The organism is Fulvivirga maritima (genome assembly GCF_021389955.1).
GTDB classification, from domain to species: Bacteria; Bacteroidota; Bacteroidia; order Cytophagales; family Cyclobacteriaceae; genus Fulvivirga; species Fulvivirga maritima.
Genome location: NZ_CP089980.1, coordinates 5,350,807 through 5,369,566, shown reverse-complemented (window position 1 = coordinate 5,369,566; position 18,760 = coordinate 5,350,807). Strand labels below are relative to the sequence as shown.

At 38.0% G+C, this 18,760-nt stretch carries 14 protein-coding genes and 1 pseudogene; 12 read left to right on the top strand and 3 right to left on the bottom strand.

Annotated features, from left to right (window positions below; translation table 11 throughout):
* Positions 1 to 69: 69 nt before the first annotated feature.
* The 6 genes and pseudogenes from LVD15_RS22620 (at position 70) to LVD15_RS22595 (ending at position 6,881) form a co-directional block, all read left to right on the top strand.
* A pseudogene (locus tag LVD15_RS22620) lies at positions 70 to 1,309 on the top strand (IS256 family transposase).
* 597 nt (positions 1,310 to 1,906) lie between these two features.
* Positions 1,907 to 2,065 (top strand): hypothetical protein, encoded by a 159-nt coding sequence (locus LVD15_RS22615; protein WP_233777465.1) that lies wholly within the window; start codon positions 1,907 to 1,909, stop codon positions 2,063 to 2,065.
* Positions 2,066 to 2,240: 175 nt separating this feature from the next.
* Entirely contained in the window at positions 2,241 to 3,764 is a 1,524-nt protein-coding gene (istA, locus tag LVD15_RS22610; protein WP_233776528.1) for an IS21 family transposase, read from the top strand.
* 11 nt (positions 3,765 to 3,775) lie between these two features.
* Complete coding sequence (gene istB / locus LVD15_RS22605; RefSeq protein WP_233777464.1) at positions 3,776 to 4,510, top strand: IS21-like element helper ATPase IstB; 735 nt, start codon at positions 3,776 to 3,778, stop codon at positions 4,508 to 4,510.
* Between the two features lie 130 nt (positions 4,511 to 4,640).
* Positions 4,641 to 5,006: a VOC family protein gene (locus tag LVD15_RS27330; RefSeq protein ID WP_233780998.1), complete on the top strand. Its 366-nt coding sequence runs from the start codon at positions 4,641 to 4,643 to the stop codon at positions 5,004 to 5,006.
* Between the two features lie 237 nt (positions 5,007 to 5,243).
* Entirely contained in the window at positions 5,244 to 6,881 is a 1,638-nt protein-coding gene (locus LVD15_RS22595) for an ABC-F family ATP-binding cassette domain-containing protein (RefSeq protein WP_233777463.1), read from the top strand.
* Between the two features lie 827 nt (positions 6,882 to 7,708).
* On the opposite strand, the gene LVD15_RS22590 is transcribed toward LVD15_RS22595, so the two are convergent.
* Complete coding sequence (locus LVD15_RS22590) at positions 7,709 to 8,788, bottom strand: IS4 family transposase (protein WP_233777462.1); 1,080 nt, start codon at positions 8,786 to 8,788, stop codon at positions 7,709 to 7,711.
* Between the two features lie 189 nt (positions 8,789 to 8,977).
* Between LVD15_RS22590 and LVD15_RS22585 the strand changes: the two genes are divergently transcribed.
* Positions 8,978 to 9,232: a hypothetical protein gene (locus LVD15_RS22585; RefSeq protein WP_233777461.1), complete on the top strand. Its 255-nt coding sequence runs from the start codon at positions 8,978 to 8,980 to the stop codon at positions 9,230 to 9,232.
* On the opposite strand, the gene LVD15_RS22580 is transcribed toward LVD15_RS22585, so the two are convergent.
* Positions 9,222 to 10,541, bottom strand: a complete 1,320-nt coding sequence (locus tag LVD15_RS22580; RefSeq protein ID WP_233776077.1) for an IS1380 family transposase — start codon at positions 10,539 to 10,541, stop codon at positions 9,222 to 9,224. The two genes, LVD15_RS22585 and LVD15_RS22580, sit on opposite strands and share 11 nt — an antisense overlap.
* Before the next feature lie 78 nt (positions 10,542 to 10,619).
* Between LVD15_RS22580 and LVD15_RS22575 the strand changes: the two genes are divergently transcribed.
* Complete coding sequence (locus LVD15_RS22575) at positions 10,620 to 11,714, top strand: S41 family peptidase (RefSeq protein ID WP_233777460.1); 1,095 nt, start codon at positions 10,620 to 10,622, stop codon at positions 11,712 to 11,714.
* Here the strand turns inward: LVD15_RS22575 and LVD15_RS22570 are convergent.
* Positions 11,659 to 12,897, bottom strand: coding sequence for an IS256 family transposase (locus LVD15_RS22570; RefSeq protein WP_233775818.1), 1,239 nt, complete (start codon positions 12,895 to 12,897; stop codon positions 11,659 to 11,661). The genes LVD15_RS22575 and LVD15_RS22570 overlap by 56 nt on opposite strands.
* 533 nt (positions 12,898 to 13,430) lie before the next feature.
* On the opposite strand from LVD15_RS22570, the gene LVD15_RS22565 reads away from it, so the two are divergent.
* From LVD15_RS22565 to LVD15_RS22550, 4 genes are all read left to right on the top strand, one after another.
* The gene (locus LVD15_RS22565) at positions 13,431 to 14,558 is read left to right on the top strand and encodes a hypothetical protein (RefSeq protein WP_233777459.1); all 1,128 of its coding nucleotides are present in this window, start codon (positions 13,431 to 13,433) and stop codon (positions 14,556 to 14,558) included.
* A gap of 268 nt (positions 14,559 to 14,826) precedes the next feature.
* Complete coding sequence (locus LVD15_RS22560; RefSeq protein ID WP_233777458.1) at positions 14,827 to 15,465, top strand: CPBP family intramembrane glutamic endopeptidase; 639 nt, start codon at positions 14,827 to 14,829, stop codon at positions 15,463 to 15,465.
* A gap of 736 nt (positions 15,466 to 16,201) precedes the next feature.
* A complete protein-coding gene (locus tag LVD15_RS22555; protein WP_233777457.1) occupies positions 16,202 to 17,008 on the top strand; it encodes a hypothetical protein in 807 nt (268 codons plus the stop codon).
* A gap of 151 nt (positions 17,009 to 17,159) precedes the next feature.
* Positions 17,160 to 18,689, top strand: a complete 1,530-nt coding sequence (locus LVD15_RS22550; protein ID WP_233777456.1) for an alpha-amylase family glycosyl hydrolase — start codon at positions 17,160 to 17,162, stop codon at positions 18,687 to 18,689.
* The last annotated feature ends 71 nt before the right edge of the window (positions 18,690 to 18,760 follow it).

Genomic DNA, 18,760 nt, shown 5'->3' with positions numbered 1-18,760 from the left:
TTTCGAGACTGTCAATTCATCTCTGTCTAAACTTTGGATATAAAGAAATAATGTTTAGACTAAAGAGCAATGAACAAACAAGAGAAAGAAGAATTAAAGGAAAAAGCACTTAAACAATTTTTAAAAGGAGAATCTCTATTTGGTAAGGATGGGGCTTTCAGCCCCATGTTGAAGGAGTTCTTAGAAGAAGCTCTGGAAGCAGAAATGGAGGATCACCTATCCAGTGAAGAAAAAGGACGCTCTCATGGCAATAAGCGCAATGGCAAAGGCCAGAAAACAGTTAAGAGTAGTTTAGGAGACGTTGAGATAAATACTCCTCAAGATCGTCATAGCAGCTTTGAGCCAAGAATAGTAGAGAAACGCCAGCGTATACTGGCAGACAATCTTGAGAAGCAAATAATAGCCATGTATGGGCTAGGTAATAGTTTGAGAGATATTCAAGAGCACATCAAGGAGATGTATGACACAAATATATCAACAGAGGTGTTAAGTGATATCACAGACCGAGTGATCCCTAAAGTAAAGGAGTGGCAAAATAGGCCATTAGAATCGGTCTATTGTATTGTTTGGCTAGATGCCATGCATTTCAAGGTGCGAGATGAAGGTAAGGTGAAGCATAAAGCCCTTTATAATATCTTAGGGATCAATAAGCAGGGCAACAAGGAGATATTGGGCATGTACCTATCAGAAAGCGAAGGAGCTAATTTTTGGCTTCAGATACTTACTGAGCTACAAAATAGAGGCTTGAAAGATATTTTGATAGCCTGCACTGATAACTTGAAAGGTTTTAGTGAAGCGATACACTCCATCTACCCACAAACAGATGTTCAACTTTGTGTAGTTCATCAGATTCGAAATAGCTTGAAATATGTAGCCAGTAAAGAACAGAAAGTGTTTATACAAGATCTTAAATTAGTTTATCAAGCAGACACAAAAGATCAGGCAGAGACTGCTTTATTAGAACTGGAAGAAAAATGGGGAAAGAAATATCCTGTGGTGATACGATCTTGGAATGATAACTGGGAACTACTTAGCACTTATTTCGATTACAGTAAACCCATAAGAAAGTTAATATACACTACAAATCCAGTGGAGGGCTTTCATAGACAAGTAAGAAAAGTTACCAAGAGTAAGGGAGCATTTACCAGTGATATGGCCTTGATGAAATTAGTTTACTTAGTTTGCAGACGTATTGAGAAAAAAATGGACTTCACCTTTGCGGAATTGGGGTTTGACGGTGCAGCAATTAGCCATTAGATTTGAGGGAAGATTGGAACTGGAACTAAAAACCAGTCAAACCAAAAAATAAAAAATTCCCTCCCAGGGGCTAGCCCCTGGGAGGGAAGCAGACAGAGATGAGCTAACACTCCCGGAACTCTTTTGGCAATGGCAAAGAAGTCAACGTCTGAAGAAGCGGGAGAAGCGAAAAGCCAAAAGAAAGCAATCCAATCGTATAGACCCGGCGTGAGCTATAATATCATTGTACGGATCACAAAGCATAGCAAAATGGGTGTCCCTCCCTAAAGTCTGGCTTATCACTAAAAATATCTACCAGCGATTTTCTTACCTCTCAGACTCAGTTTATTTAATCTCGGGTTGTTGTTTTTGGTAATATTCCATCTTCAGTAATAACACTTTGCCACTTGCATTGCTTCTAGGTACGACGCTACCTGTAAGGGGCTTTTGCCTCTTGTAACACTCAATTTCTTGAGCTATATTCACTATTCAAGGCATACACACTGTATTTACAAAGTAGGAGTGATAGCAGTAAATTCAAGGGTTTTAGTGCACTTCAGCTTTGTGGCGGATTGATAAGTTTGAAGCCCGCAATCGCCAACTATGCGTATGCTCAATGTGGTGCGGCAGTTGCGAAACGACCATTCAATATTGCTATAAAAGGACGGAAATGAAAAAACTTTTAACAATAGCTTTGGTAACAGTGATTTTGACAAGCTGTCAACAGGCGACCGAAAAAACAAGCACTATGGAGGATAATAAAAAAGAAAAAACAACTGCACCTGCAGATGGATACAACGGTTTGAATTATGCCACCCATTTCGGTTAGGTATATGCCAGTGATTTCGGTTCAAACCGTGCCAGTGTATCTATTTGATTACGGTTCGATTTGTGCCACCATATTATAATAATTGATACCTATTACGGTTCGATTTATGCCACTTTAAGAGTTCATTGATTGTTAATATCGCCCCAAAAAAAGGATGGCGAATAAACTTGACATAATGGACTTAAAACAAATTATCAATCTTCATTTGAGAGGGCTGAGCAATCGGCAAATTGCTTTGACCCTGGGTGTGAATAGAAACACTGTTAACCATTATTTGCGATCACTTCAGTCAAGCGATCAGCCCATGGAAGCATTGCTACAGTTGGATACTGATGCTTTAGAAGAGCTATTTTCGTCTAAGACAACCATAAACAATGATCGTTATGCGGTTTTAATGCGTTTTTTTGAGACCATGCACCCACAGCGTCATCACCCTGGCTTTACCCTTCAGTACCACTACCAGTTGTATGCTGAGCAAACTCAGGATAGTTACAGTTACACTCAGTTTACCACCCATTATCAGCGTAAGTACAAACAGGCCAAAGGTTCTATGAAGTTAGAGCACAAGGCAGGAAAAGAGCTCTATGTTGATTTTGCAGGTAAGAAATTAGAAGTAGTAGATCCATCTACAGGAGAAGTAAGCCAGGTAGAAGTTTTTGTGGCCACACTTCCTTTTAGTCAGTATACTTATGTGGAAGCATGTAAAAGTCAAAAAAGGGAGGACTTTATTCAATGCCTCAATAATGCACTCCGCTTCTTTGGAGGAGTACCTGTAGCCATCGTGTCAGACAACCTTAAATCGGCAGTTACCCGATCCAGTAAGTATGAGGCGGTTATTAATAAAACTTTCAAAGACTTCGCTCATCACTATGGGTGTGCCATAAACCCTACACGTAGTTATGCCCCACAAGATAAAGCACTGGTAGAAAATGCTGTTCAGCTGGCCTATCAGCGCATTTATTACCCTATGCGTAAAATGACTTTCTTCTCTATTGAAGCGCTTAATGAAGAGATCCAGCATCATCTTAAGGGCTATAATAATGTGCTTTTTCAAAGAAAAGAAGCTTCCAGAAAAGAGCTGTTCCAATCCGTAGAATCATCCCTTCTAAAAAGCTTACCCCAAAGTACTTATCAGGTTAAAGAATACGCCAGAGCCAAGGTACAGAAGATGGGATATGTATACTTCTCGGCTGACAAGACTTATTATAGCGTTCCCTATCGCTACATTGGCTCTCAAACCCAGATACAGTATACCTCCAAACATGTTGAAGTATACTACAAAAGCCAACGCATTGCGCTGCATAATAGAGTAATGAGTAAGGGTGCTTATATTACTAATAAGAATCACCTCTCCAGTACACACCGTGCTTATAGCCAATGGAGTCCCCAGTATTTTTCTGATCAGGGAGGTAAAATAGGTGTAAATGTAAAGCTGTTTATGACAGGTTTATTCCTGCAGGGTGACTATCCTGAGATTAACTACAAAAGAGCCATGGGCATTTTAATGCTGGCCAAAAACTATGGCCATGAGCGTGTAGATAAAGCCTGCCTAAGGGCTGTTCATCATGACACATACAGCTATCAAAGGCTCAAAAATATACTCAGTAATAATATGGACGAGCATGAAATAGAACAAGAAAACCATCAATCACATATCCCTTCTCACAAAAACATCAGAGGGGCTAACCATTACCAGTAAACAATAATTTTATGAACAATAATCAAACAATAGAAAAACTAAAATCCATGAGGCTATCTGCGATGGCTGAACTGCACAGACAACAACTCAGCAGCAATGCTTATCAAAAATGCACCCCAGATGAATATCTGGCCTTACTCACTGAAAGTGAATGGGAAGACAGGCAGAATAAGAAGATTACACGGCTGATGAAAAAGGCCACCTTCAAGCAGCAGGCAGACATGGATGAAATAATCTTCTCTGAAAATAGGAATCTGGATAAAAACATGTTCAACAGGTTGTCCTCCTTACAGTTCATCAAGCAAAGTGAAAACATCATTATTACAGGTGCTTCAGGAGTAGGCAAAAGCTTTATGAGTCAGGCCATAGGCAGACAAGCTTGTCTGATGGGCTATAGCACCATCTATCAGGTAACAGCTCGCCTGTTCAACAAAATGAAACTCGCCAAAGTAGATGGCACCTATATCAAAGAACTTAAAAGAATTACCTCTGCCCAACTCTTAATACTAGATGATTTTGGTTTACAAAGCATGGACAATATTGCAAGAGAAGTACTTATGGATATTATCGATGATCGTCATGGAAAAACTTCAACTATAATCTCCTCTCAAATACCAGTATCAGCCTGGTATGATATTATTGGTGAAGGCACTATTGCTGATGCCATATTAGACAGGCTCGTTAACTCTTCTCATAGAATAGATCTCAAAGGAGAATCTTTGAGAAAAGGTGTGTTGAAACATTAATATTTACTAAAATTACGAAACTCTTAAAGTGGCATAGATACACCGAAATCACTGGCATAGTTTGACCGAAACAACTGGCATAGTCCGACCGAAATAGCCAGCAGACACGAGCACACCAAAAGTAACAGGAATTGGAGGAATATTCTTTTATTCTGACAACCCGGACAAAACGAAAGAATGGTACACGAAAAATCTGGGAATTGAAATCAATGATTGGGGCTCCTCGAGCTTTGAATCCAGAAAACTTGACCATCCTGAAAAGATAAATTCGCTGCAATGGAAACCCTTTAAAACCGGAGATGAATATTTTTCGCCCTCTAAAAAGAATTTTATGATTAACTACCGAGTTCAAAATATTGAAGGGCTTTTGGAGAAACTAAAAGAAAATGGAGTGACTGTACTTGACTCCATAACGAATTATGATGGAATTGGAAAATTTGTACATATTATGGATGAGGATGACAATAAAATAGAACTCTGGCAGCCCGAAGATTGATCCCACTGGTTGGAGATTAAACGTATCCGTACTACGACCTATGATGAACAAGACCTCAGCTCAGAATATAAGATAGGCACATTTCAGAAGCTACAATGCTCAGTATTTGTGTGGATCTACAAGCTATATATGGAGACACTCGCGAATGTCGGATAAAGAATGAATTCCAAAACAAAATTTATACTATTGATTACTTCCCAATCGTGATCTATTAGATTTGTAGTAAATTTTAATAGTATGATTTCAGTAGATGCCGTAGGAGTGGAGTTTAGCGGCACCACTTTGTTTAGTAATATCACGTTTAATGTCAACAGTAATGACCGAATTGCCCTTATGGGTAAAAACGGAGCGGGTAAATCTACCTTGCTGAAAACTATTGCTGGAGTCAATAAGCCGACTCAGGGTAAAATATCTTATCCGTCTGATGCGGTTATTGCATACTTACCGCAGCATCTGCTTACTGATGATGACTGCTCCGTATTTGAGGAAGCATCCAAGGCTTTTGCCAAGATAAATAATATGAAATTGCGTATTGATGAGCTTAACCACCAGCTGGAAACACGCACAGATTATGAGTCTGACGCTTACAGTAAGATCATTGAAGAGGTATCTGAACTGAGCGAGAAGTTTTACAGTATTGAAGAGGTAAACTTTGATGCTGAAGTAGAAAAGACTCTGCTGGGCCTTGGCTTTGTACGCGAAGACTTTACCAAACCTACTAAGGAGTTTAGTGGTGGATGGCGTATGCGCATTGAGCTGGCCAAAATACTGCTAAAGAAACCTGATCTGATCCTGCTTGATGAGCCTACCAACCACCTGGACATAGAATCAGTGCAGTGGCTGGAGAATTTTTTGAAGAATAGAGCTAAAGCAGTGATAGTAATCAGTCACGACAAGACTTTTGTTGATAACCTGACCAATCGTACGATTGAAATAACGCGCGGTCGTATTTATGATTACCGCACCAACTATTCCCACTACTTAGAGCTGCGTAAAGAGAGGCGGGAGCAACAGCAGAAACAATTTGATGATCAGGCTAAGCAAATTGCTGAAATACAACAGTTTATTGATCGTTTTAAAGGTACTTACTCCAAGACCTTACAAGTACAGTCACGTGTGAAAATGCTGGAGAAAATGGAGATTGTAGAAGTTGACGAAGTGGACACTTCTAGCCTTAATATCAAATTTCCGCCAGCGCCTAGATCGGGCAAATATCCAGTTATAGTAGAAGGTCTCAGCAAGTCGTATGGAGATCATCTCGTTTTTAAAGAGGCCACTTTCACCATTGCGCAGGGAGACAAAATAGCCTTTGTAGGTAAGAATGGTGAAGGTAAATCAACCATGGTGAAGGCCATTATGGGTGAGATTGATTATGATGGTACGTTACAGGTGGGGCATAACAGCAAGATAGGCTATTTCGCGCAGAACCAGGCCGCACTGCTAGATGAGAATCTTACCGTTTTTCAAACTGTTGACGAAATTGCTCAAGGAGATGTAAGAACGAAAATTAAAGACCTATTGGGCGCATTTATGTTCAGTGGAGATACTATTGACAAAAAGGTGAAAGTGCTTTCTGGTGGTGAGCGCACCAGATTGGCCATGATCAAGTTATTACTACAGCCTGTTAACCTGTTAATCCTAGATGAACCTACCAACCACCTGGATATTAAGACCAAAGATATCCTAAAAGACGCCCTGAGAGACTTTGAAGGTACTATTATACTGGTATCTCACGATCGTGACTTCCTTGATGGCTTGGCAGAAAAAGTGTTTGAATTTGGCAATAAGCGTATAAGAGAACATTTCGAAGATATCAATGGCTTCCTAAGAAATAAGAAAATGGAGAACTTGAAGGAGATTGAGCGGGGAGAGTAGTAGCAAATAAAAACCGTCATTCCTGAATCATGGAGCAAAGCGCAATGATATCAGGAATCTCACAGTTCGATTAGTGTCATCTGAACAGCGAGATCTTTGCTCTTCACTTCGTTACGGGCGAGATGACGGTAAATGATTATAGTACTTATAATGGTTATTGCGAACGAAACGAAGTGCAGTGAAGCATTCTCAAACTTTCATTTACAGGCCATAGCAGCCCTCTTTCCATAGCCCCGAGATTACTTGGTCATATCTTCCTCGTAATTATCAGGTAGGGAGGGTGTCGATTCCAGCCATCGAATTAGCCTGAGCTTGTCGAAGGGTAGATGATCGGGACTGATTCATGATTTAATCAGATATCAATTGTTATGACCTTTTCAAACAGCTGTTTGCTTTTAGTATTAGCAGTCTATTTTTCATAGTCATTTTACACCATATTTTAATGGGTAGATGATCCTTTCTGAGAGCATTTGAAACATGAATAGTACCGAATAACACAAAATCAAATCATGGCATCATCTTCATCTCATGAAAAAGTAGATTTGCCTAAGGTTTATAGCCTACCTCAAACTGTAAACACTATGCGCTGCTGTTATATATTTAATTATCACTAGTGTCCGACTAAACTCTGGTCTAAGAAATTTTAGCGATTCTAAGCAAAAATAAAGTGGTTTTCTTCTAATCTGGAAAAGTGAGCCCTCTATGGACTAAATAAAGGGTATTGATTGGTTTTATATATTGTTTTTTGAAGTTCTAGGTCTGGATTGTTTAGAAAGCGGGTAAGGTGAACATAGGCCATCAAGTGAAACCTTACCAATGAGACCATATTAGAAAAGGCCCATCTTTTTTTTGATCTGTTTTCGGACTACTTCCATCAATAATAGACAGATCAGGGCACTCCAAATTTGGATCTCAATAGCATTTTGGTTGTCCCCCAGAAAATATTTGAGAGGAAAGTTCTGCTTCAGCTTTTTAAATAAAAGCTCTATCTGCCATCGGTATTTATAAATGGCCGCTATTGTGGCTGCTTCCAACTCCATATTATTGGTCATAAACACTAATAATTTATTATTGAGGTCATCATAATAGGCTATTCTTCTATTTTGAAGCTCTTGCACTTGTCCATCAGTCTTGAAACTGATAACAACTTTTTCATCCTTAAGTACACAAAAGTCTTTATCTTCAGGCAGTTCTAGCTCATCTATTGATTGATATCTGGCATTTTCTTTCATTCTGGTAATGTAAAATATCCCTTGATGACTCCACTGTGCGTATTGTCTATAATCGATATACCCTTTATCCATCACCACATAGGATCCTTCTGGGAGTTGTAATTGCTTTAAAAATGTATGATCATGCTGACTTCCCTTGGTCAACCGTACTAAACATGGCATTAATTCTGCCGCATGAATCATTACATGAGCTTTAATGCCTCCCTTGCTTTTGCCATCTTTTCTAGGGCGTCCTGCTACCTTGAGAATATCTTTAAACAGACTAATAATCGTTGAATCAACAATATAAAGTTTATTGAGAACTTCCATTCTCAAGCGGCTGTCCGGCAAAAGGTGCCGATACTTTTTAAACAATTTCATGTAAATGTCTGCAAAGACTATACTACTGCGTTTTTTGTTGCTATCTGATAAAGTGGAACGTCTGGGTATAAATTGAATACCTAAATGGATCAGTTTGTTTTGGCAGGCCAAAAGCCCCGTAGTAAGCTCTCTGAGAGCACTTGCCCCACTGAAACAGCAGTATAACATGCTTACTAGGTGATGCCAAGTATTCAATTTCTTGTAATATCTGTCAGATTGGTATTTTGATATTATTTGATTTAACACCGATTTATCTATCAGCGATAATAGTTGAGAAAAGATTGGCTGTCCGTAGAAATATGTATTTTTACTCATGTGTGATTTTTTGTTGTGGTAAACCGAAAATACACATTATGGGGCACTCTTGAAATTATTCAGAGGCCCCTATCTTTTTTCTCGGACACTAGTGTTTAATTATCAAAAAATGAATGGCAGTAAGTGTCGTTCCTTTGTGTGCGATATTACTTGCCAGTGCTAAAAGCACTTTTTTAAAGAGACAAAATAATGACAAGAAGAGATTTGATCCTGATTATTTTATTGTTTACATCCACGTTTGCCTTTGCTCAAAATTGTGATTGTAAAAGTAACTATGAATGGGTAAAGAAAACCTTTGAACAAAATGATGCAGGATTTCAGTATGTTTTAGAAACAAAGGGACAACAGGCTTACGAAGACCATAATACGAGGATACTGGGAAAAGTTAAAGCTGCTAATTCACTAACAGAATGTACTTCTATTTTAACCCGGATTATTCATTAGAATAATCAAAAGGAGGACTAGTAGACGATATGTTCAAGAATATTCCCTCCATCCAGGGTCTTCTTTTGGAGGGTAATGAGATTTTTAAAACCTTTTTATTAGCATGGTTTGCTGTCCAGGCTCCTAATGCAAAGCAATAGGATCTGAGGGTTGATAGGGTTGCTTTTCGATGATGGTTCAACGCAAAATGCCTGAATAAACTCATCAAATTGTAAGCCACCATGATAAAGCGAAAGGAGGCTTCTGTTGCCCAAAAATCTTGTAAACAAAAATTTTCAAGCCCAAAATCTTGTTTCAATTCCTTAATTCTGTTCTCACAATCGGCGCGGGTGTTGTACATGTTCCAAATCTGATCCAGAGGTAAATCCATATTGGTCACATAGCAACTATATCGATAGCCAGGCTGATCTTCAAAAAGTTCCTTGCCTCCTGCATGTGGCCTGATGTCAACTTGCTTTTTTACAATAATGTATCGTCTTGGCTTACCGTTTTCATGACTGAAAACCATCTCGTTCAGCTCTATTCCCTTTGCCAGTTTGACCCAATCTTTAAGCCCCCAAACTTCGCTTTTTACATTGGGGTACATGCGTACAGCCATAATGTAATTGAGGAGTTCTTCATCTAGATATGACATGATTTCTTCGTTGTAAAAACCACTATCGGCCCTTACCAGACCTACTTTTTGTCCTGCCAAGGCGTGCTTAAAGGTTTCTTCCATGAACTCCCTGCAACTACTACTGGCCGCTGTGTTGCCTGGCCTGAGCCATGCATTGGCCACCATTCTGGTTTGACTCACAAAGGCCATCAAGGGGTGATGTGAATTTCTCCCTCTTTTGTTGGGGTTATAACCTTTACTACTCCCTTGTTGATCTCCATATCGAGTGATCACAGTACTATCAAAATCAATGGTGAGTGCTCCTAAACGGAGCTGGTCAAAGAACCATTGTTGAAGCTCTGGAAATACTTCGTTGTTTAGGGATTGAGAGAATTTTCCAAAAAAACGACTGTAGGTACTTTGGCTAGGCATACCATCCCATCCAAAAATTGACTGTAAAACAGTATCATATCTCAACCAGTCACAATGGATGTATCTACTAGCCCCTGTCCAGATACTCAGCCAAAAACTCTCTACGATTTGCTTGGGGTCATACCCTCGGTTAGAACCAGGAGATGGAAGTGCCAGTTCGGCTAATTTTTCTCGTATCCCTACCTGATCGATAAATCGTTTCATTAAACTCATCCCTCCAAAGGGTGTCACTGGCTTGGAGGAATATTCAATGGGTAAAGACCCTATATTTTGAGTAACCATTCTGGTGATTTTTATACCTCATCAAAATCGATCTTTTTACACAATTATCGAAGGATTTTCTAAACTTTTAGTTTTCTAATGCATAATCAGGGTTTAACGGAGTGGTTAAAGTTCTTTCGTGATGGGCATTTGGCAATAAGACTTATTAATGATAAAGAGAAAGAAAAAACGGCATCATCTCAAAAAGAGTTTGATGACTGGGAAACTTATTCTGTTAAAGAAGAAAAGTTTAAAAAATACTTAAGAAAAAATAATCAACCAGATTATGAAGGTATTTGGGAAGTAGAATCTTTTCGAATAGGAATTAAGAAAGAAAAGGACACCTACATTGGTTTTATTATTGAATCAGATACCGAAAATTGGCAAAAAGACCAGGTGAAGCTAAAAATCAGTGAATCGAAAAATGAAACAAAGGCAGTTTTTTATAAAGCGGATCATTCTGCAGTTACTTCGGACACCGTAACAATGATGGGGAATAATCATTTGCAAATAGGAGAAGTCGTGCTTACTCGGCTTTATCCGGAAGTGGAAGATCAACCACAATTTGTTCAATATTTTAAGATGTTAAATGCTAAAGAGCCTTATTTAGAAGTTTTAAATAAGACTACTCTTTACTTAAGAATACCTTCATTTGAGGCTCATTATAAAAATCAAATCGACAGTTTGCTAGAGGTTAACAAAGCTAAAATCACTTCGACAAAAAATCTTATTATAGATATAAGAGATAATGGTGGTGGAAGTGATAGTTCTTATGATGGTATCATTCCTTATTTATATACTAATCCTATTAGGGTAGTTCTTCCTGAATTTCTTTCTACCAAACTGAATAATCAGAGGATGTTAGATTTAATCAATGATCCTAAATATGGTTTGGATGAAGCGAGTAAGAAATGGGCAAAGAGCATGTATGATAAGCTAGATAAAAAGTTAGGAGAATATGTAAGCTTGAGTGATAGTACTGTTTCAGTAGATAAAATGGATTCCGTTTATGCATATCCGGCAAATGTGGGTATAATCATTAATGAAGGTAATGCAAGTACTGCTGAGCAATTTCTGGGAGTGTTAGCTCATCTCTGTCTGCTTCCCTCCCAGGGGCTAGCCCCTGGGAGGGAATTTTTTATTTTTTGGTTTGACTGGTTTTTAGTTCCAGTTCCAATCTTCCCTCAAATCTAATGGCTAATTGCTGCACCGTCAAACCCCAATTCCGCAAAGGTGAAGTCCATTTTTTCTCAATACGTCTGCAAACTAAGTAAACTAATTTCATCAAGGCCATATCACTGGTAAATGCTCCCTTACTCTTGGTAACTTTTCTTACTTGTCTATGAAAGCCCTCCACTGGATTTGTAGTGTATATTAACTTTCTTATGGGTTTACTGTAATCGAAATAAGTGCTAAGTAGTTCCCAGTTATCATTCCAAGATCGTATCACCACAGGATATTTCTTTCCCCATTTTTCTTCCAGTTCTAATAAAGCAGTCTCTGCCTGATCTTTTGTGTCTGCTTGATAAACTAATTTAAGATCTTGTATAAACACTTTCTGTTCTTTACTGGCTACATATTTCAAGCTATTTCGAATCTGATGAACTACACAAAGTTGAACATCTGTTTGTGGGTAGATGGAGTGTATCGCTTCACTAAAACCTTTCAAGTTATCAGTGCAGGCTATCAAAATATCTTTCAAGCCTCTATTTTGTAGCTCAGTAAGTATCTGAAGCCAAAAATTAGCTCCTTCGCTTTCTGATAGGTACATGCCCAATATCTCCTTGTTGCCCTGCTTATTGATCCCTAAGATATTATAAAGGGCTTTATGCTTCACCTTACCTTCATCTCGCACCTTGAAATGCATGGCATCTAGCCAAACAATACAATAGACCGATTCTAATGGCCTATTTTGCCACTCCTTTACTTTAGGGATCACTCGGTCTGTGATATCACTTAACACCTCTGTTGATATATTTGTGTCATACATCTCCTTGATGTGCTCTTGAATATCTCTCAAACTATTACCTAGCCCATACATGGCTATTATTTGCTTCTCAAGATTGTCTGCCAGTATACGCTGGCGTTTCTCTACTATTCTTGGCTCAAAGCTGCTATGACGATCTTGAGGAGTATTTATCTCAACGTCTCCTAAACTACTCTTAACTGTTTTCTGGCCTTTGCCATTGCGCTTATTGCCATGAGAGCGTCCTTTTTCTTCACTGGATAGGTGATCCTCCATTTCTGCTTCCAGAGCTTCTTCTAAGAACTCCTTCAACATGGGGCTGAAAGCCCCATCCTTACCAAATAGAGATTCTCCTTTTAAAAATTGTTTAAGTGCTTTTTCCTTTAATTCTTCTTTCTCTTGTTTGTTCATTGCTCTTTAGTCTAAACATTATTTCTTTATATCCAAAGTTTAGACAGAGATGAATTGACAGTCTCCAATTTCTGTTGGCTGCAAAACAAAGTAAAAAAGTAAAGCTTTTCGGTGTGACTACTTTTGGAGCATTAGACATTTCAAATATGTTTTTTACAGAAATCCCCTTTCCAAGAGTTTAAATTGTGGTATTCTCTTTCAAGAAGTATGAGAATTCCTGGCCTTGCTATTGATGGTAAAGGATTACAGCCAGACTTTTATTTGGATAAAAGCATCCCTCATTATCAATGGACTGGATATGTGAATAAAGTGCTTAACGAGTAGCACTATAGCTTGAAAATAAGGTAGGAGAGAGTATACTCCTGCCTTTTTATATTGCTTGTTACTTTTTTGGTACTTAATAACGATAATTAATGAGCATGACCATTAGCCTTAGTAAGTACTTTTATGATCTGAATCAAAAATATTTTAGATTCAAAACATTAAAAAGAGGAATATAGAAGCTTTACATTAGCTATTGTGTAGAAAAGACGATGATTAAAAAGTACACCCAACTATTAGAAGATATTAAGGCAGGAAAAATCAAGCTTTCTGAATTTTTATACGAAGAAAGAATCGATGAAAATGGATATTCAGATGACAAAAATGCTATCAGGAGATTTCAATTATTAATTGCCTTACAGTATAATCCCAGCTTAAGAGATGAAGAGATGTTAGTACAGCTTTTTAAAGCTGAAATTGAAAATCATAGAAAAGCTACTTTTCAAGGTGTATACCCAGCATTAAGCCTTAATGCTTTTTTGCTTTCTCAATACGCTAACCCCAAATACGCTGAACTTTTCCTAAAGGCAAAACAGGCTAATTTTGATACTCACTGTGGTTTTGAATATCAATTTCTGGTGTCTGCAGGGATACCTGAAACTTACCAGTTTATAAAACAAGCAGAACCTAACGTAAAAGACGCCTTTTACGAGTATGTGGGCATGTCTGCAAATACTTGCTATATATCAGAAACTGAATTAGAAAAGTGGAAAGAATACTTGGCGGAAGTGTATCCAGATGAACTGATTATTAATGGAATTCTAGATGAGATTCAGCTGGCTATTGATTTGGATGAGACTGATATTCTTAAGCAGAAAGTTAAAGAATGGTACCACTCAAAAAGCTCCTGGAGCAAAGATGAATTAAATAACCTTGTTTACTTCACCAAAATAATTCAGGATGTATCTACCCAAATCTGGGCAAATGAAGAGTTACTTAAGTTCAAATCATCGGATTGGGATTTTGCGTGTCAGCTTTTGTATATATCAGAATTACTAATTCAGCAGAATTTTTATGACCAAGCATGGAAGCGAATTAAGGAGGCTCATCAGTACTTGGAAAGAATTTCTGAATGGAATACTGCAGGACTGGGAAGAGATTTGGTAGAATGTTCTTTTGACATTGTTTTGGGAGTTGATGACAAGAATAATAGTATTGCTAAAGAAGCATTTCAATGGGCTTCTGATAACGTAAAGCAAATGGAAAACTTGCATTTGGATCTACTGGAGAAAATTATTCAAGCAGGTAATTTAATGGGTGATAGTGGATTAAATCATCAATTCAGTGAGATTTTAGAAAAAGAGCGTAAGGAATTAGACAAGTTAATGAATAGGAAGTGATTTTTATAGCAGAGGCAGGCAGTGGGGTTTACATTTTCGTGCGAAATCGGTGGTTAGAGGCTTCCCTGTGTTGATATTCCATAATATGAGCTAGTAGAGGTCATTATTTGGAGCTCCCTTTTTGATGCGACCAATATTTATAGGTGGCTATTGAGTCAATATAAATTCTAAGAATATGAAAATTTATTAACTTAGACTGGAAATAGCAAATCGGATTTCTTTCACAAGATACTTAGATAATGCACATCTTCATCAAACCTGAGCATGAATGAATTTAACCAAAAAACAAGTAGTTCTCTTATCGCCTTTTTTAATTATTGCTATCAATTTTGAGGGTGCCTTTGTATTTGGAAGTGTTATTGGTAAGTGGGCATTTATCCCAATAATATTAATTGAATGGGGTGTGTTTCTATATTTTATATTTAAATACACTGCTAGTGAAACGAGAAAAGCATGGCTACAAAAATCAAAAGGTGCCTTCGGCTGGAATATTTTAGCTCTATTCATTGGCCTTCTTCCGCTTCCTCTCTTTTTAATGCATTTTGATACTTTGGCAGTATGGCATGTTTGGCTACCCTGGATTGTGTTGGCTCTGATAAACCCTTGGCTGGAAGAATTTTATTGGCGTGGACTACTTTTTAACTACACTAAGGACTGGAATAAATGGATGGCAATAATGTTCACCAGTTTAGTATTCGCTCTCAATCATGCGGTTTTTGGTGTGAATTCAGAATTGAATAGGGGATTAACTGTTATCATTTCCACTTTCGTTATGGGAGTTGTTTGGGGGCTTGTCTTTAAAAAGACAGAAAGTTTGAGGTGGATTATAATAGCTCATTTCCTAGTTGATTTTTTTAACCTATCAGCAGCTTCTTTTTTAGATTTATATGAGAAAGCAGGGTCGTGATGTGTTATTCTAAATCAGTTGTATGTAGAAATGATGTTTTGCTTCGTCAATTTCATTTGAAGTGCAAACCCACTTAATCCACACTCCGCTGGTAAGCATTTCAACACAAAAAAGGCAATAATAAATAAAAAGGAAATCACCTTTTAGGAAGCTTTCGGTGCAAGTTTTTACCGTTTTGTGTTCAATTTTTGGGAGGCATATTTTTAAATCTGTCTTATGTGCTATGTTAGGTGATGGCATCTATTATCCTGCTAAAGTACCATTCAGATTCATTTTGTGTATAATTTTGAGCTTTACTGCCTATCTCTATTTTGTTCATTTAGCTGTAAACTAGTGATTGTTAATCGGCTATATCGGTAATTCATCGCTTAAAAATACTAGTGGGCTTGCAAGGGTTGATGCTTAAGGGGGCAACTACTATCTTAGTATCAATTAAAGCCAACTATAGACAACAGAAAATCCCTTGAGGCCAGGTCTTCAAGGGATTTTTTGTTTATATAGGTTAATAAAAATTATGGATTTATATATTTAATAATTCTCATTTTACACTTGTAAGTTATGAGTGATTATTAAGTTTCAAAATAAAAAACGGAACTGTACCTTAGCAACAGTTAAAGCCAACTATAGACAACGAAATATCCTTTGGGGCAAGGCCTTAAAGGATATTTTGTTTTATAGCTCTTCGTTTCAGTTTCTTTATATCTTTTATTATATTCATCTAAGCCTTATTATACAAATGATGACGTTTCTAAAAAATTTACTTTGCTGTATGGTCTTGGGTTGGGTAGTAGTATCCTGCAAAACGGATAATGAACCCGCTCCTGAGATTGACTGTGACCAGTCGGGTTTAGAGTTGGAACTTACGCCTACTGCTGTATCTGAGTGTGGTGCTACAGACGGAGAAATTGCTGTTGCAGTCTCTGGAGGTGAAGGTAATATAACTTTAAGCTTGAATGGAGGTAGCTTCCAAAATACATCTGGTTTTACAGGATTGCAAGCAGGTACATATTCGGTCATTGCGCAAGATATAAATGGATGCACTGTATCATCATTTGCCACTGTAGGTATCAACGGATCACAGGTGTCAATAGACGAAGTTACAACCCAGAATGCTGGTTGTGGTCAGTCACAAGGTGTGATTACAGTTCAGGGTACAGGAAGTGGCGATTTGCAATACCGTTTAGACAATGGTGCTTTTCAGTCGTCTTCACAGTTTACCGATCTAAGTGCCGGTAATTATGATGTTACTATTCAAGATGCCAGCGGCTGCTCTACTTCAGCCCGGGCAGTAGTACTCAATGGAACATCATATGCTGATGAGGTCAGCAGCATAATCAATACCAGCTGCATAAGAAGTGGCTGTCATGATGGCTCGCAGGGAGCCAGCCTCAACTGGTCATCTTTTGAGAATGTGCAAAATAGGGCTTCTGCCATAAAAAGTCAGACTCAGTCAGGCAATATGCCACCGGAAGGGGAGACCATCAGTGATCAGGAGATAGCTACTATAGCCTGCTGGGTAGATGATGGCGCTCCAAATAATTAACAATTCATATGATTTTTTCAAGGCTAATTCACGATCTTTAATCCATTCTGAATAGATAGATAAGTCCTTATTAAAAATCATGAATATGCTACGTAATACATTTTTCCTCTCGTTTGTTGTATTGTTTTGTTTACTAGAAGCGTGTAAGCCTATGGAAAAGGAAGAAAAGCTGATTTATTCATGGCCTGAGCATGGCATTACCTATGAAATATTTGTCCAGTCGTTTTGTGATTCAGATCAAGATGGTAAAGGAGATATTAAAGGAATGGAGTCTAAGCTACCTTATTTGCAAGACTTAGGGGTGGAAGCAGTATGGTTAATGCCTATTATGCCTTCTCCTTCATATCACAAATATGATGTTACAGATTATAAAAATATCCATTCTGATTATGGCTCTTTAGATGACTTTAAGCATTTTGTAGATTCCGCCCATGCTCATGACATCAAAGTGGTTATAGATCTTATTATTAATCACACTTCATCACAACATCCGTGGTTTCTGGAGGCCATAAAGGGAAAAGATAATCCTTACAGAGACTATTTCGTATGGGCAGATAAAGATTCAATCGCCGAGGAAATATCTAAAAAGGAAACAGCGTTTGACTCAGGTAACATCACCCAGTGGCACGCAGTGAATGGTGATTCTACAGCAGAACACTACTATGGTTATTTTACAGGAGAGATGCCTGACCTTAATTATGATAATCCTGAGGTGAGGGAAGAGGTGTATAATATAGGTAAGTTTTGGCTTCAGGATATTGGGGTAGATGGTTTTAGATTAGATGCTGCCAAGCACATTTATCCGGATGAAAGGGCCGAAGATAGTCATGCTTTCTGGGAAGAATTTAAGGGAGAGATGCAAAAAGTTAAGCCCGATGTGTATCTGGTAGGAGAAGTTTGGGCTAATACAGAAACGCAGTCTCCTTATGCTAAAGGCTTTTCGTCTTTATTTAATTTTGACCTGGCCTATAGTATCTTAAAATCCATTGAAGAAGGAACCGATGGATCTGCTTTCGTTTCAGGTCATGGTTTGGAGATGGACATGGACAAATCATTGGTAGAGCGCTTTAAAGAGAATAAAGAAGCTTTGCAAAAGGTGAATCCTGATTTTATTGTAGCCACTTTCTTGAGTAACCATGATCAGAACAGGGTAATGAGTGTGCTGGAAGATGATGAGAAAAAGGCTGCCGTGGCTGCTTCAATATTATTTACCTTGCCAGGCGCTCCGTATTTGTATTATGGCGAAGAGATAGGCATGAAGGGTATGAAACCTGATCCTAATATCCGTGAGTCTTTCTTATGGAATAAAAAGGAGGCTGATGACTGTCGTGCGACCTGGATAAAAGCTGAGTATTCTACGGATAAAAAAGTAGCGCCATTATCAGTTCAAATGGAAGATCCAAACTCTTTATTTAATCATTATAAAAAAATGATCAGGTTAAGAAGAAGTAGTGAAACGCTAACTAAAGGTGATATCGATTATGTGGAAATGAACAATAAAAACCTGATATCATTTGTTCGTGTTAATGGAGAAGAAACCTTGTTGGTAATCCATAATATTTCTGCTGAAGCTCAGGAATTGGATAGTGAAATATTAGGAGATAAGTCTTTGTATTTCTCTTCTGCTACTTGGGATGAAGGTGCGCCAATAGCTCCTTACTCTACACTGATATTGAAATAGTAAAAAAAAGGCTTCCAGGTATATTTCATCCCGGAAGCCTCTTTAATATTAAAACTAATTGACTTTCTTAA

What these genes read in the sequence shown, in the direction of transcription:
- LVD15_RS22615 (WP_233777465.1), top strand. Translation starts at nt 1,907, where the DNA reads ATGAAAAAACTTTTAACAATAGCTTTGGTAACAGTGATTTTGACAAGC.
- istA (WP_233776528.1), top strand. Translation starts at nt 2,241, where the DNA reads ATGGACTTAAAACAAATTATCAATCTTCATTTGAGAGGGCTGAGCAAT.
- istB (WP_233777464.1), top strand. Translation starts at nt 3,776, where the DNA reads ATGAACAATAATCAAACAATAGAAAAACTAAAATCCATGAGGCTATCT.
- LVD15_RS22595 (WP_233777463.1), top strand. Translation starts at nt 5,244, where the DNA reads ATGATTTCAGTAGATGCCGTAGGAGTGGAGTTTAGCGGCACCACTTTG.
- LVD15_RS22590 (WP_233777462.1), bottom strand. Translation starts at nt 8,788, where the DNA reads ATGAGTAAAAATACATATTTCTACGGACAGCCAATCTTTTCTCAACTA.
- LVD15_RS22585 (WP_233777461.1), top strand. Translation starts at nt 8,978, where the DNA reads ATGACAAGAAGAGATTTGATCCTGATTATTTTATTGTTTACATCCACG.
- LVD15_RS22580 (WP_233776077.1), bottom strand. Translation starts at nt 10,541, where the DNA reads ATGGTTACTCAAAATATAGGGTCTTTACCCATTGAATATTCCTCCAAG.
- LVD15_RS22575 (WP_233777460.1), top strand. Translation starts at nt 10,620, where the DNA reads ATGCATAATCAGGGTTTAACGGAGTGGTTAAAGTTCTTTCGTGATGGG.
- LVD15_RS22570 (WP_233775818.1), bottom strand. Translation starts at nt 12,897, where the DNA reads ATGAACAAACAAGAGAAAGAAGAATTAAAGGAAAAAGCACTTAAACAA.
- LVD15_RS22565 (WP_233777459.1), top strand. Translation starts at nt 13,431, where the DNA reads ATGATTAAAAAGTACACCCAACTATTAGAAGATATTAAGGCAGGAAAA.
- LVD15_RS22560 (WP_233777458.1), top strand. Translation starts at nt 14,827, where the DNA reads ATGAATTTAACCAAAAAACAAGTAGTTCTCTTATCGCCTTTTTTAATT.
- LVD15_RS22555 (WP_233777457.1), top strand. Translation starts at nt 16,202, where the DNA reads ATGATGACGTTTCTAAAAAATTTACTTTGCTGTATGGTCTTGGGTTGG.
- LVD15_RS22550 (WP_233777456.1), top strand. Translation starts at nt 17,160, where the DNA reads ATGGAAAAGGAAGAAAAGCTGATTTATTCATGGCCTGAGCATGGCATT.